This is a genomic window from Cytobacillus sp. MT66 (genome assembly GCF_058792595.1).
Map to the genome: position 1 here is coordinate 238,140 of NZ_JBXAFB010000002.1, position 14,136 is coordinate 252,275.

The window sequence follows — 14,136 nt, forward strand, 5'->3', positions numbered from 1 at the left end:
TAGCAAAAAACAAACACGACTATCTACATCAATTCCTATTCAGGGGGAGGAAGTTTTCCTTTATAAACGAACGCTTATTCGGTAAAATAGGAGATATGAGGTGAATATCATGAAAGTCCGGAAAACCTTAAATGAAATAATGAATGAATTAAAAATAGATAAAGAGTTTAGCAAAAATATTGTGTGCTGGCACACAATTGACGAAAAAGAAGCCAAAACGGCGGAAATTCCAGCAAGTGTACATCCATCAATAAGAAATGCCCTTGAAAAGAGAGGCATTTCCCGCTTGTATACCCATCAAAAATCTGCCTATGAATCAGCTATAAAAGAGAAAAGTATTGTGGCCGTAACACCTACGGCATCAGGAAAGACGCTTTGCTACAATCTTCCTGTTTTGCAGACAATCACAGAAAATCCTCATGCAAGAGCCCTTTATATTTTTCCGACTAAGGCACTGGCACAGGATCAGAAGAGTGAAATCAATGAAATCATCGATGAATCAGGTTTATTAATAAACAGCTATACCTATGACGGGGATACCCCGTCAAATATTCGGCAAAAGGTCCGCAGAGCAGGGCATGTAGTCATCACAAATCCTGATATGCTCCATTCCGCGATTCTGCCGCACCACACAAAATGGGTTTCTTTATTTGAAAACCTAAAATTTGTCGTCATAGATGAGCTGCATATTTATCGGGGGGTTTTTGGCAGCCATGTGGCCAATGTTATCCGCCGTTTACAGCGGATCTGCCGATTTTATGGCAGTGATCCTACATTTATCTGTACATCAGCTACCATTGCCAATCCTTTGGAACTTGCGGAAAAATTAATCGAAAAGCCTGTAGAGCTAATTGATAACAACGGTGCCCCGAGCGGAAGGAAACATTTTGTGTTTTATAATCCTCCCATTGTCAATAAACAGTTAAATATCCGCAGAAGCGCTACTCTTGAGGCCAGAAGGCTTGCAGGCCATTTTTTGAAAAATAAAATTCAAACAATTGTCTTTGCCAGAAGCAGAGTTAGAGTGGAAATATTGCTTACGTATTTACAAGAGCTGATAAAACACAAATTAGGGCCAAAAGCTATTCGCGGCTATAGAGGCGGATACCTTCCAACCGAACGGCGGGAGATTGAAAAAGGCCTAAGGAATGGGGATATTTACGGAGTTGTCAGTACAAATGCCCTGGAGCTTGGTGTTGATATCGGCCAGCTGCAGGTATGTGTCATGACAGGGTATCCTGGAACGATAGCAAGCTCATGGCAGCAGGCAGGAAGAGCGGGAAGGCGTCATGGTGAATCACTGGTTATCATGGTGGCCAGCTCCAGTCCGCTTGATCAATTTGTCATTGGTCATCCTGACTACTTTTTTAATAGGAGCCCTGAAACGGCGCGTATTAATCCAGATAATTTAATCATATTGATAGATCATATTAAATGTGCAGCCTATGAATTGCCGTTCAAAAAAGGGGAACGGTTTGGTTTCTATGAAACTGAAGAGGTCCTTGAATATTTAGCTGAGGAGCGGGTTCTTTATGAAAATGGAGATAAATTTTATTGGATGAACGACGCATTTCCTGCACATAACATCAGTCTTCGCTCAGCCTCCCAGGAAAATGTTGTGATCATTGATCAGACCATCCGAGGCAGTGTAAAGGTTATTGGAGAAATGGACAGGTTTTCTGCGATGACCCTTTTACATGAGGAAGCAATCTATTTGCATCAAGGGACCCAATATCAGGTAGAACTTCTAGATTGGGAGGAGAAAAAAGCTTTTGTCCGTGAAGTGGAAACTGATTACTATACAGATGCCAATCTGGCTGTATCGCTAGCCGTCCTTGAACAGGACCGTCACAGAACAGCTGCTGCAGGAGAGATTGGCTACGGCGATGTGAGTGTAAGGGCAATGGCTACGATATTTAAAAAAATAAAGTTTGAAACACATGAAAATATTGGTTCTGGCCCAATTTCACTTCCAGAAGAGGAACTGCACACAAGCTCAGCCTGGTTTTCGTTTAACGAGGAATATTTGCAATATAAACAGGAGCGTTTGGAACAGGGATTAATTGGAGCGTCCCATGCTCTAAGGCATATTGCCCCGCTTTTTGTTATGTGTGATCCGCAGGATATTCATGTCGTTCCGCAGGTCAAATCGGCACATAATGATAAACCGACGATCTTTTTTTATGACAGGTATCCTGGCGGAGTGGGTCTAAGTGAAAAAATTTATGGAAATTTTGAATATGTATTACAAGAGGCGCTCGCGCTTGTCAAAAAATGTCCTTGCGAAAACGGCTGCCCTTCCTGTATTGGGACGGATACATCGAACGAAACAGCGAAAAGGGATGTACTGCAAATTCTAGCGCTTTTTGTAAACAATCATGGCACTGGTGAGCAGCATGTCCATTAAAAATAAATTAAATAGGCTGAAACCCCATCTGTCGCATGAGACAGCTGGAAAAGCCGAGTCCCATAAAGTGGTGCCAGAAACAAAAAAAGATATACCATACTTGAATAAATGGGAAGAGGAAGGTGTTTTTCCTTATTACTTTGATCATAGTTACTGTCTTATTCGAGAGAAGGAATATCCGATTGATTACAAGCATGGTATTTACACGTTTGCTCAATTTTCAGAAGCAGTAAAAAAATGGAACCAGTCAGATGTCCCACATCCGCTTTCTGCATCGGGACACAGCGCTGAAAGCTTTTTTTTCTTTGATACAGAGACAACTGGGCTTGGCGGAGGAGCTGGGAACTCAATATTTATTTTAGGACATGCTAGCCTTTGCGGGGATAAAATTAAGTTAAAACAGCATATCCTTCCGCATCCAGGAGCTGAGGTCCCGTTATATCAAAGTTTTTTAGAAAGTGCTGATTATACAACAATGGCAACTTATAATGGCAAATCTTTTGATTGGCCACAGGTGAAAACGCAGCATACGCTGATAAAGGAGCATGTACCTAAGCTTCCGCCATATGGTCACTTTGATTTGTACCATGCTGCAAGGAGAATGTGGAAGCATAAATTAGATCGAATAAAACTTTCGGTGGTAGAAAAGGAAGTTTTAGGGTTTGAAAGAAAGGATGACTTACCTGGGCATTTGGCGCCAATGATTTATTTTGATTTCGTTGAACGAAAAGACCCGGAAGGGATGCTTGGAATATTAAAGCACAATGAAATGGACATTTTATCTTTAATAAGCCTATATACACATCTTTCCTTTCAAATCTTAGGTCTTGATGATAGGCAAACATCGAGAGAGTTTTATGAGGTGGGAAGATGGTTTTCTCATATTGGAGAGTCTGAACATGCCGAAAAGATGTTTACCCGTATTTCCGGAGGAGATGCAGATGTTGCACATCAAGCAAAACATGCCCTTGCGTTTCAATATAAAAAGGAAAAACGCTGGGAGGAGGCTGCTGGGCTGTGGGAGGATGTGGCTGAATTTGGTCAAAATCCTAAACTCCAGCTTGAGGCATGCATAGAACTGTCAAAAATCTTTGAGCATCGGACAATTAGCTTGGAAAAAGCTTTACAATATGCAATTAGAGCTGAAAACTTTTCCAAATCAGATGAAGAAATAGAAAAACGAATCAATAGGCTAGAAAGGAAACTAAACGCTGCATCAACGCAATGAACTTTCAAAAAATGTACATATTCACCTGCCTTTTCCTAGTTGAAACATAACGATGAAACCTGTACAATTGTGAACTGTGTGTAAGATTAATTAGACTAGAGAGGCAGTGCTTATGTACAAGACGATTTTATTTTTGTTTTTCATCGTGATTTTATTTACGGCCATTCTTTTCTCAAATTTAAAAGACAGTTTTTATAGTTTTCTATAATAATAGATGAATAAATTTAAAAAATGGGTTTAATTTAGGTTCTTTCATTAGTACAAGATTCCCCCTTTCTTCATAGGCTGTTAATGTAAACAAAAACTAAAAAAAGGAAAGGGGATCGTAATATGTATTGTGGACCAAGACCTACAAATGTTTTGCCTGCAATTGTATGCCCACCGAAATGTAATGTGAACCATACGTTCCAAAATAATATCCAGCCGGTTGTTCATCCGAGTCATACTACTACAGTTAACCATGTTAACACTCAGTTTCAGCATTATTTCCCGCATACACAATCTGTTGTAAACACGCCTCCAACTGCTCAAAATGTTGTAGCAGGTGCGTCTACTGGACCGGGATTCGGACCAGGATTTGGACCAGGAGCTGTAGCACCAGGATTCGCAGGGCCAGGATTCGGACCAGGAGCTGCAGGACCAGGATTTGCAGGACCAGGATTCGCAGGACCAGGCATGTACCCTGGAGCGGCACCAGGCCAAGTTGCTGGGGCATATACAGGACAAAAGCCAGGCTACTACGGGAAAAAATGCAAATACTAATGTATACTAAAAACAAGGGCATTTTTGCCCTTGTTTTCTTACATAGGAATCCATTATGCTAAACAAAGATTGAAGGGGAATGCCAAATTGGCAAAAATTGCAGTTGTATCGGGGTATAAACCGTTTGAAATCGGTGTATTTAAAAATAATGATCCCGCTGTTTCCTACATAAAACTAGCTCTAAAAAATGCACTGACAGCATTAGTGGAAGAGGGCCTAGAGTGGGTAATTATCAGCGGACAGCTTGGAACGGAGCTTTGGGCAGCAGAAACTGTTTTTGATCTGCAGCTTGAAGGCTATCACGAGCTTCAGCTGGCTGTGATTACTCCATTCTTAAATCAGGAAGAAAAATGGAACGAAGCAAATAAGGAAATATATGAGTTTGTCCTTTCACAAGCAGACTTTGTTGATTCGGTTACACGCAAGCCATATGAAAAACCATGGCAATTTCGGCTGAAAAACCAATTTTTTGTGAATAAGAGCGATACTTTACTTCTTTTTTATGACACTGATAAAGAGGGAAGTCCTAAATATTTATATGAAGCGGCAAAGAACCGGCAGGAAGAAGCCGATTATGAGATCCGCCTTATTTCGTTTGAGGATCTTCAGGTACTTGTTGAAGAAGAACAGCTTAAAAATTTTGAAATGTAATGAAGAAAAATTGACAAAAATACATATCTTTGAAAAAATAGATATGATGATGGTATACTTGAGGTGATTGTCATGTTATCCGATAAATTGAAATTAACAGCTAAGGATATTTTAGAAAAAGAATTTAAAACAGCTATGCGAGGCTACAAGCCAGAAGAGGTTGACAAATTTTTGGATTGGGTGATCAAAGATTACGAAACCTTTCATCAGGAAATTGAGGAGCTGCAGCAGGAAAATATGAGATTAAAGAAGCAGCTTGAAGATGCATCAAGACGTCCTGCAGCCCAGACAGCAGGAACCACTAACTTTGACATATTAAAAAGACTATCCAATCTGGAAAAGCATGTTTTTGGCAGTAAATTGTATGACTAAGAAACTTTAACATTTTTTCCAAATGAATACCATTGCTATTAATTACAAAGTTACATATAATAAAACTTGTCATTAATAGCGTTCGGGTAATCGCTGCATGTTTCATGCAGAGGAAAGTCCATGCTCGCACGGGCTGAGATGCCTGTAGTGTTCGTGCCTAGCCAATTCATAAGCTAGGGCAGGCTGGCTAAGCTGGCTTGACGGCAGGGAAAATACCTAAGTCCATGCAGGATATGGTATGAGTACCTTGAAAGTGCCACAGTGACGGAGCCTTTTTAGAAATAAAAAGGGTGGAACGAGGTAAACCCCGCGAGCGAGAAACCCAAATTATGGTAGGGGCACTTTCTCTTAGGAAATGAACAAGGAGAAGGACAGGTTCAATCCTGTAGATAGATGATTACCGCCTTAGTACGAGACTTAGGTCGCTTGCAGTACCAAGGTACAAAACATGGCTTACAGAACGTTATTAGTGGGAAGATTAAATACGATAACAATACGAGGCTGTCTAAGACAGCCTCTTTTTCTTGTCCTTGTTTTACAGGAAAAATACATATATGATAAAAGAATGAAATGAAATAAGGGTGAAATTATGACAAAATATGATATTATTGCCACCTCTGCGATGGGTCTAGAGGCTGTGGTGGCTAAAGAAGTTCGTGAATTAGGTTATGATTGTACAGTAGAAAACGGCAGAATTTCATTTAAAGGTGATGCCCTTGCGATAGCCAGGGCTAATTTGTGGCTGCGGTCGGCCGATCGAATACGGATCAAAGTCGGTGAGTTTAAGGCATTTTCTTTCGATGAATTATTTGAAAAGACGAAGGCTCTGCCATGGGAAGAATATTTGCCTGAGAATGCTGAATTCCCTGTACAGGGGAAATCCGTCAAATCAAAGCTTTTCAGTGTCTCGGACAGTCAGGCTATCGTCAAAAAAGCGATTGTCGATAAACTAAAAACACATTATAAAAAAACAGGATGGCTGGAGGAGAACGGACCGCTTTACAAAATTGAAGTTTCTTTGCATAAGGATGTTGCCCTTTTGACCATCGATGCTTCAGGAAGCGGTCTGCATAAAAGGGGCTATCGTACTGGCCAGGGGGAAGCGCCTATAAAGGAAACGCTTGCTGCAGCGTTAGTTATGCTAACCAATTGGCATCCAGATAAGCCTTTTGTTGATCCATTTTGCGGTTCTGGAACAATTCCCATCGAGGCAGCTTTAATCGGGCAAAATATTGCTCCAGGCTTTAATCGTGAATTTGTATCCGAAGCCTGGCATTGGATTCCGGAGAAAATTTGGGATGAAGCAAGAATCGAAGCAGAGGATTTGGCAAAATATGATCAGCCGCTGGATATTTCCGGATCAGATATTGATCACCGGATGGTCAAAATTGCTGAGGAAAATGCTTTTGAGGCAGGGCTTGGTGATTTAATTCAATTTAAGCAAATGAGGATTCAGGATTTTACAACTTCAAAGGAATATGGAGTTCTTGTCGGCAACCCGCCATATGGTGAAAGACTTGGCGATAAAGCAGCCGTACAAAAAATGTATGAAGAAATGGGGAAAGTCTTAGTTCCTCTAGATACATGGTCTGTCTATATTCTTACTTCAGATGAAGAGTTTGAAAAACTCTACGGAAAAGAAGCAACAAAAAAACGGAAGCTGTTTAATGGATTTATAAAAACGGATTATTACCAATATTGGGGCAAGCGCCCGCCTCGGACTGATCGGGTATAATAGCGGAAATTCCTGAATATGATATTAATATCATTAAACAGGAGTGAGCGAAATGAAGCATTCTGTGATTAATTTTCCTAAAATTTCTCAGGCTCTGTCTGGATCGATTGAAGCAATTAAAAACGAACAGGGAAGTTCATTAGAGGCTCTCAATCAATTATTAAATGCACAAAGTGAATTGCAGCAGGCGCTATCGTATTCGTCTTCATTAAGAAAATAAATGAAAACCTGGCTTTTGCGGTCAGGTTTTTCTTTTTGCTTGAGCCCATAAGTAATTTAAGATAAAATGGGTGATGCTTGTAAAATTTAAAACTGTTAATCATGAGCGCTTTTAAATAAGCGCTTAATTTTATTCAGTTTCTTTCGGAGGGGTACGGATGCAAAGCAAGCTTCCATTTGCAGTGTCCAAAAGTGAATCTTTTTATGAAAAGCTTGGCGAATGGATTGGGGATGTTTTCTATGATATTCTGCCCGAGACAGGCTTTGAACTGCGTGATGAACAAATATTTATGGCCTTTCAGCTGGAAAAGGCATTTAAAGAGAAAAAGGTAATCTTTGCTGAAGCGGGTGTAGGAACTGGAAAAACCATTGTCTATTTGCTCTATGCCATCGCCTATGCAAGATATTTAAACAGGCCCGCGATTATTGCCTGTGCAGATGAAACACTCATTGAACAGCTGGTGAAAAAAGAAGGCGATATTGCTAAGCTGGAAAAGGCATTGGATCTCAATTTTGATGTTAGACTTGCTAAATCAAGGGATCAATATTTATGCCTAAATAAGCTCGATCGGCTGGTTGCATTGGAGGACAATGATGCCTATCATTCGATATATGATCAGCTTCCTGAATTTGTAAATGCTAATTCATCGATGCAAACCTTTCAAAGATACGGGGATCGCAAGGACTATCCAGAATTGACAGATGATCTATGGAATAATGTTGCATGGGACTCGCTGCAGGATTGCTTTACATGCGAGAAAAGACATCGGTGCGGACAAACATTAAATCGGGATTATTACCGTAATGCTAGGGACATCATTATTTGCTCCCATGATTTTTATATGGAGCATATTTGGACAAAGGAATCAAGAAAAAGGGAAGGGCAGCTGCCATTATTGCCAGAGCATTCATGTGTGGTCTTCGATGAAGGGCACCTGCTTGAATATGCAGCCCAAAAAGCTCTGACCTATCGATTCACAGAACAAAACCTTGAAACTTTATTAACAAGGCTGATGGCAAACGATGTCAGGGAAACTACATTAAATATTATTGATGAAGCTATTATACAAAATGAATATTTTTTCATGGCCTTAAATCAAAGCTCAGAGTTAACACAAGGCTCTGAAAAGAGAACAATAAGCAAAACACCAAAAGTAATAAAAGAAGGGCGTAAACTTCTTGAGCTAATCAGTTTGCTTGAAGAGGAGCTCGTTTTTGAAAGTGAAATGTATGTGATCAACGAATACGATTTAAAAATCGTTGAGGAATATCTTGAACAAATATCCTTCTCACTTTCCTTGTTCTTAAAAGACCTGAAAGGAATCACCTGGTTTGAGGACCACGGGGGAGAAAGGACGCTTGTCATTATGCCGCGCATGGTCGAGGATATCATGAGGGAAGAGGTCTTTTCTCAGAATAAGCCTTTTGTTTTCTCATCAGCTACGTTATCAGAAAATAAATCCTTTGAATATACAGCTAACAGCCTTGGCATTGAACAATATCTCTCGTTTACTGTTGCCTCTCCATTCGATTATGATGAGAATATGGAGATTAAGATGCCTGTCTTTTCAGAAGGCGTGAATCAAGAGAAATTTGAATATGTCTTCAAGGAAATGGAAAAAACGCATGGAAGGGCACTTATCCTTTTTACATCTAAGGATGAATTAGCAGCGTTCAAGATGTTTATGGCAGGAAAAACAGGCTTCCCTGTTTATTTCGAAGGGGATGCAGAGATCAGTACGTTAGTCTCTAAATTTCAAAATGAAGAAAACTCTGTGCTCTGTTCAGTTCATTTATGGGAAGGGTTGGATATACCAGGGCGAGCCCTTGAAAATGTCTTTATTTTCTCATTGCCATTCCCGCCGAATGATCCTGTCTTTACCGCAAAAAGAGAGGGAGCCGAAGACCCCTTTAGGGAAGTAGACTTGCCTTATATGATTTTGCGTTTGCGTCAGGGGATAGGCAGATTAATTCGTACGCATGAGGATAAAGGCAACGTTCATCTATTAATGAAGGAAAATGAGAATCCTTATGTTTTGGAAATGATTAAAAATGTACTTCCAACTGATGTAAAAGAAGAATAAAAAGAAGGGCTGCCGTTTAGACAGCCCTTCTCTTTATCTTCCTAATTGTCTTAAACCTTCAGGTGTCATTCTTTCTGGAGACCAGGCGGGTTCCCAGACGATATCCACATCAACATTTTTGAATTCTTCCAATTCCTCAAGTGAATATTTGACCCCGCTTGAAATACTGTCGTGAAGCGGACATCCAGGGGTTGTTAATGTCATTGTAATATGGACAGTTTCCTCTTCGGGAAAATCAATTCCATATATTAAACCTAAATCAACCACATTTATGCCAAGTTCAGGGTCTAGTACTCTTTTTAAGTTTTCTAATACTTTATCTTTAAGTTCCATGGTTAGCACTCCTTATTTAGTAATAATCTTTAAAATGGCGGCACAAAACAAGATGCAAGCTAAAGTGAAAAGAATTTGGCTAGGGAAAAACACTGCTGTGCTGCTGATAAACAGGGAAAGTCCCACCCCCGCCATTCCAAGGATCATAAAGACAAACACGGGTAAAGCTAATCGTTCATCAATCATATCCTTTAATGCGGGAACCTCCTTTTTGCCGATTTCTTTGCTGTATTTGGCTGTCCACCATAGGAATGGAACAATTTTATATAAATAGCCGATAATGCTAAAGGCAATCCAGAATATTAAATACATGAACAGCAGAGGGCCAGCAGTCTGGTTAAACACACCGAACAATGATGACAGAAAGGCTGCCAGATGGATCACTCCGCCGCTGATAATTGAAATTAATGCAAAAGTAAACGGCCGATCAAGCTTTTTCTTAAGTTTTTTCTTTATGATTAATGAAATATGGTACATAAATAATGTAAATCCAATAAACATTAGCAATAATGCAATGGTTAGCAATGTATTGGATTCGATAAAAAATGAAACAATGGCTGTAAGCAATCCAATCACATAGACAGGATAAACATAATTGGCCGGTTTCATTGTAAATCCGTGTGATAGGGAAAACATAGGAACCATCTTATAAGAAAATCCGAAGATCAGCAGTGTAAACCACCCGGTTGTCCCAAGCAATAAGTGGCTTTTAAAAATAGCTAAATAATGACTGCTTGCTATACCTGTCTTCATGCTGATCAGCATAGTTACGCCAAGGAAAATCGTTGCCAGAAGACAGAGCAGTGCTGTCCCGACATATAGGGTTAATATATTTGGCTTTGCCTGTTTCCTTAAGGTCATTAGCATTTGAAACAAAAACATTAATATACCAATCATCGTAATGATTCCAGGGATCAATGCTTTTTGCGGATTATAGAAAAGGAAATGGGCAAATGAGAATGTGCCTATAGCGGTTACAGCCAATTGGATAAACCCAAATTTTTCACTCCAAATAGGTGTTAAAAAAGCTACCGGCACAAGCTGGTACATAGCTCCCATGGCAACCATCAGCGCCCAGCCCAAAATAAATAGGTGAGCGGCTGACCAAATGCCGGGGATGCGGAATTGCCCGTTTACAATTGAATCACCATGTAATAAAAGCAAAGCCTGTGCGCCTAAAATAGAAATAATGCTAAGAAAAATAAAGGAGAATGGCAGCTTTATATTAGTCTCGTTAGCTGATTGTGAAGGTATCACCTTCATCACCTTCTTTATTTTGTAATTTCAATAAGAAAGCTTCCGTCCTCACGAGGAGTTGTTACATGTTTTATTCCACGTTCTTCAAGCTGTTCGTATAGAAACATCGGGCGGCGGTCGTTAATAATAGATAATTTTTCGCCCGGCTTAAGAGATTCAAGGGCTTCAAGTGTTCTCATCATTGGCTGTGGAGGCTCAAGTCCTCGGTTATCTAAGATCATCTTACTTATCCCCTTTTTGTAAATGTTACTTTCCAATGTTTTTTTTCAAGTTCCTCTGCTTCATAATCAAAGCCCTTCTTTTTTAAAATTGGCAAGAGCGGCGCAGGTTTAAAAGGTGCATGCAGAATGAACACATCACCAGCTTCCAGTCCTGTAATAGCCTGCATAATTTTTTGGAAAGGCTCCAATTTATTTTTAATATCTTCTCTGACATCCAGCTCAATCAATTTGTTTTCCATTTTGAATCTCTCCCTTTTGTGAATAATAGATTAAAGAATCTCCTGTTTAAGGATTTCTTTGTCAACTAAAAAGAAGCCATCTTGATCTGTAAAAAGGAACTGTCTTTTCTTCAGCAGATTGATGGTCCGGCTGACAGTTTCCCTTGAAGTGCCAATCATATTGGCAAGCTCACGATTCGTGAAATGGGTTGTAATTTTGTATAAATGGCTAACCTTGATTCCGTTTGTTTTGCATAACCTCAGAAGCATCATGATGATCTGTTCATAAGTATTATGAAGAATTTGTTCCTCTAGCCGATTTTGCAGTTCAACAATTTTCTCACCTAATACCTTAAAAAGTTTGATGCAAACAAGCGGATTTTTAAGCAGAATTTCTTCAAACTCAGTCTTTGGGATGGAGATCAGCTGTGCATCCTCCATGACCTCTGCGTGGGCGGGATATCCTCCATTTCGAAAAAGTCCTGCGTGCGGAAACATTTCACCGCTTTCTAAGAAAGCAATAATTTGTTCCTTGCCGGTGGAATCTGTTTTATAGATTTTGATTTTTCCAGAATGGATGAAGAACATCCGGTCAAGCGGATCGCCCTGCATAAAAACATAGATGTTTTTCTTATAGAATCGGGTTTGCGTAATTTGAATGATATGATCCATTTCAACCTTATCAAGCTCTTTAAAAAGAGGAACAGCTTCAAGCCTCTTTTTAATGTCCTCTATTCTCAATTAGATCACCCTCTTAGCCACATGTTTCTTATGTGTACACTTAGTTTAGCACTCGAGGTTTAGCATATAAGTGACCTTTATCATACCTTTATGCTTTTTTGATTCTCATTCTCATTGAAGGGGAAATAAAAAAACCGCAAACAGACATTTGCGGTTTTTTACGTTTTTTATTCTTTTTCTTTTTCTTGTTCCTCGCAGCAATCAAAACACAGTGTTTCCTGGCTATCATTATAAACCCCATTAAAAAAACCATCCATGCAGTAAAGATTTTTCCCGCATGATTTGCAGGTTCCCACAAGCTCTCTCATTTCTCTAATCTCTCCTTTACAGCAGACTTATTTCTAAAATATAAGTACATCCAAATTGTATTAATTAAGAGAATGCCAGCTGCAATAAGGAAACCTCCTGCATATGAAACTGCCAGAATACCTGTAACAGCTGACCCCGCGACAACACCGAGGGAGAAAAAAGCGTAAAAAAGTCCGAAAGCCTTGCCCCGTGTTTTTTGATCAGTGTTTTTCACCAGCATGGCACTAATGGAAGGGAATAAAAAGGCAAAACCAATTCCGTAAATGATCATGCAAAGAAATAAAAATGGCAAACTTTTCGAAGTGCTTAACATAACAAGGGCTATTCCGATGACAGCCATGCCAATCAGCATTATATGCCGATTATCATAGCGGTCAAACAGCCGATTGGTTGGCAAACCGAAAATCAAAATCGCAGTAATCCCAAACGTACTAAGAAGAATCCCGCTGAATTGTGAACCGTAATCCAGTGATTGCACTTGAAGCGGTAGCATGTAGGCAAGCACTCCTTGGGCAAACATTAGTGCAAATGCTCCAGTAAAACTAATGGCAAGCAATGGCTTCTTAATAATGGCTAAAAGGGTGTGAGCGGGCCGCTCAAGCTTTCTTGTTATTTTATCGGGATTCCCGCGGGGCAGGATAAAAAAGGATAGGATTGCCGCGAGTAGCATCGCGATGGAAATAGAAATAAATACCCACTCTACACTGTATTTTGAGGCGACAATTCCTCCAAAAGCTGGACCAATTATAGCTGACAGCCCAACAGCAACCCCGGAAATGGCCATTGATTTTCCTTGTTTTTCACTGCTGCCTTTATTGGAAATAATCGTAAATGCTGCTGGAACAAGAAGACCGCTAAAAAGTCCATGAAGAAAACGAACACCTGCCAATTGTTCAGGCTGATTCACTATAGTATATAGAAGGAGTGCTGCTGCTGTTAGAATAAAGCCCAGAATAATGACCTTTTTTGCACCCTGCCGGTCAATCCAGTAACCAGCTAGAATATTCCCAAACATATTCGTAAAGGAATACATGCCGACTGTTAATCCAATCAGAGCAGGAGAAGCACCTAAATCCTTTGCAAATGTGCTCATGATCGGCAACTGGGAAAACATATCAATAAAAGAAATCAATACGAGAAATAAAATAAATTGTTTCATTCTATCTCCTATGTCTAAATATTTTATTTACCTTTATTATAACGATTATTTAACGGAAAAACGAGAATGGCCAATGCAAACTAGGAATCTGTTGAAAATATCATAGGGAGCCTGTGACACCACTCACTATTGAAAGGATAATGATTTTATACAATAAGGCTGTAGTTAATCATAAGGAGGAATAAAACAATGATAGAATATGCTCAGACAGTTAATGCTCCAGATTACCCGCCGCGTGAGAAGCACCCAACGATTTTCAGAACTTTTGATTCTTTAGAATCTGGTGAATATATGCTTTTAGTTAATGATCATGATCCAAAACCATTACAATATCAGTTTATGATGGAAAGAGGAGATCAATTTACCTGGGAGTACGTTGAAGAAGGGCCCGATACCTGGAAAGTTGCAATTGGAAGAAAGTAAGAGGAATCCTTATTTCG

The 14,136-nt window shown here is 39.7% G+C and carries 16 protein-coding genes and 1 other RNA gene; 10 read left to right on the top strand and 7 right to left on the bottom strand.

What is annotated here, in order from left to right; all coding sequences use genetic code 11:
- Window positions 1–109 precede the first annotated feature (109 nt).
- From AC1Q59_RS04435 to AC1Q59_RS04475, 9 genes are all read left to right on the top strand, one after another.
- Window positions 110–2,407, top strand: a complete 2,298-nt coding sequence (locus AC1Q59_RS04435) for a DEAD/DEAH box helicase (protein WP_492364583.1) — start codon at window positions 110–112, stop codon at window positions 2,405–2,407.
- Window positions 2,397–3,635, top strand: a complete 1,239-nt coding sequence (locus AC1Q59_RS04440; RefSeq protein ID WP_492364584.1) for a ribonuclease H-like domain-containing protein — start codon at window positions 2,397–2,399, stop codon at window positions 3,633–3,635. Before AC1Q59_RS04435 ends, AC1Q59_RS04440 begins: the two co-directional genes overlap by 11 nt.
- A gap of 330 nt (window positions 3,636–3,965) precedes the next feature.
- Entirely contained in the window at window positions 3,966–4,397 is a 432-nt protein-coding gene (locus AC1Q59_RS04445; protein ID WP_492364585.1) for a CotD family spore coat protein, read from the top strand.
- A gap of 87 nt (window positions 4,398–4,484) precedes the next feature.
- Complete coding sequence (locus AC1Q59_RS04450; RefSeq protein WP_492364586.1) at window positions 4,485–5,048, top strand: SLOG family protein; 564 nt, start codon at window positions 4,485–4,487, stop codon at window positions 5,046–5,048.
- 72 nt (window positions 5,049–5,120) lie between these two features.
- Window positions 5,121–5,420, top strand: coding sequence for a cell division regulator GpsB (gene gpsB / locus AC1Q59_RS04455; protein ID WP_492364587.1), 300 nt, complete (start codon window positions 5,121–5,123; stop codon window positions 5,418–5,420).
- A 78-nt stretch (window positions 5,421–5,498) separates the two neighbouring features.
- Window positions 5,499–5,881: RNase P RNA component class B (gene rnpB / locus AC1Q59_RS04460), an RNA gene on the top strand.
- A gap of 128 nt (window positions 5,882–6,009) precedes the next feature.
- Complete coding sequence (locus AC1Q59_RS04465; protein WP_492364588.1) at window positions 6,010–7,155, top strand: THUMP domain-containing class I SAM-dependent RNA methyltransferase; 1,146 nt, start codon at window positions 6,010–6,012, stop codon at window positions 7,153–7,155.
- A gap of 52 nt (window positions 7,156–7,207) precedes the next feature.
- Window positions 7,208–7,375 (top strand): hypothetical protein, encoded by a 168-nt coding sequence (locus AC1Q59_RS04470; RefSeq protein ID WP_492364589.1) that lies wholly within the window; start codon window positions 7,208–7,210, stop codon window positions 7,373–7,375.
- A gap of 157 nt (window positions 7,376–7,532) precedes the next feature.
- The gene (locus AC1Q59_RS04475; protein WP_492364590.1) at window positions 7,533–9,458 is read left to right on the top strand and encodes an ATP-dependent DNA helicase; all 1,926 of its coding nucleotides are present in this window, start codon (window positions 7,533–7,535) and stop codon (window positions 9,456–9,458) included.
- A 33-nt stretch (window positions 9,459–9,491) separates the two neighbouring features.
- On the opposite strand, the gene AC1Q59_RS04480 is transcribed toward AC1Q59_RS04475, so the two are convergent.
- The 7 genes from AC1Q59_RS04480 to AC1Q59_RS04510 form a co-directional block, all read right to left on the bottom strand.
- A complete protein-coding gene (locus AC1Q59_RS04480) occupies window positions 9,492–9,791 on the bottom strand; it encodes a metal-sulfur cluster assembly factor (protein ID WP_492364591.1) in 300 nt (99 codons plus the stop codon).
- 12 nt (window positions 9,792–9,803) lie between these two features.
- Window positions 9,804–11,054, bottom strand: a complete 1,251-nt coding sequence (locus tag AC1Q59_RS04485) for a hypothetical protein (RefSeq protein WP_492364592.1) — start codon at window positions 11,052–11,054, stop codon at window positions 9,804–9,806.
- Window positions 11,055–11,062: 8 nt separating this feature from the next.
- The gene (locus AC1Q59_RS04490; RefSeq protein WP_492364593.1) at window positions 11,063–11,269 is read right to left on the bottom strand and encodes a DUF2249 domain-containing protein; all 207 of its coding nucleotides are present in this window, start codon (window positions 11,267–11,269) and stop codon (window positions 11,063–11,065) included.
- A gap of 5 nt (window positions 11,270–11,274) precedes the next feature.
- The gene (locus AC1Q59_RS04495; RefSeq protein WP_492364594.1) at window positions 11,275–11,508 is read right to left on the bottom strand and encodes a DUF2249 domain-containing protein; all 234 of its coding nucleotides are present in this window, start codon (window positions 11,506–11,508) and stop codon (window positions 11,275–11,277) included.
- Between the two features lie 30 nt (window positions 11,509–11,538).
- Window positions 11,539–12,228, bottom strand: coding sequence for a Crp/Fnr family transcriptional regulator (locus AC1Q59_RS04500; RefSeq protein ID WP_492364595.1), 690 nt, complete (start codon window positions 12,226–12,228; stop codon window positions 11,539–11,541).
- Window positions 12,229–12,395: 167 nt separating this feature from the next.
- Entirely contained in the window at window positions 12,396–12,536 is a 141-nt protein-coding gene (locus AC1Q59_RS04505) for a hypothetical protein (protein ID WP_492364596.1), read from the bottom strand.
- A complete protein-coding gene (locus tag AC1Q59_RS04510; RefSeq protein ID WP_492364597.1) occupies window positions 12,533–13,696 on the bottom strand; it encodes an MFS transporter in 1,164 nt (387 codons plus the stop codon). Before AC1Q59_RS04510 ends, AC1Q59_RS04505 begins: the two co-directional genes overlap by 4 nt.
- 189 nt (window positions 13,697–13,885) lie before the next feature.
- Here AC1Q59_RS04510 and AC1Q59_RS04515 point away from each other — a divergent pair, with 189 nt between their 5' ends.
- On the top strand, window positions 13,886–14,119 hold the full coding sequence (locus AC1Q59_RS04515; protein WP_492364598.1) for a DUF2249 domain-containing protein: 234 nt from the start codon (window positions 13,886–13,888) through the stop codon (window positions 14,117–14,119).
- Window positions 14,120–14,136 lie beyond the last annotated feature (17 nt).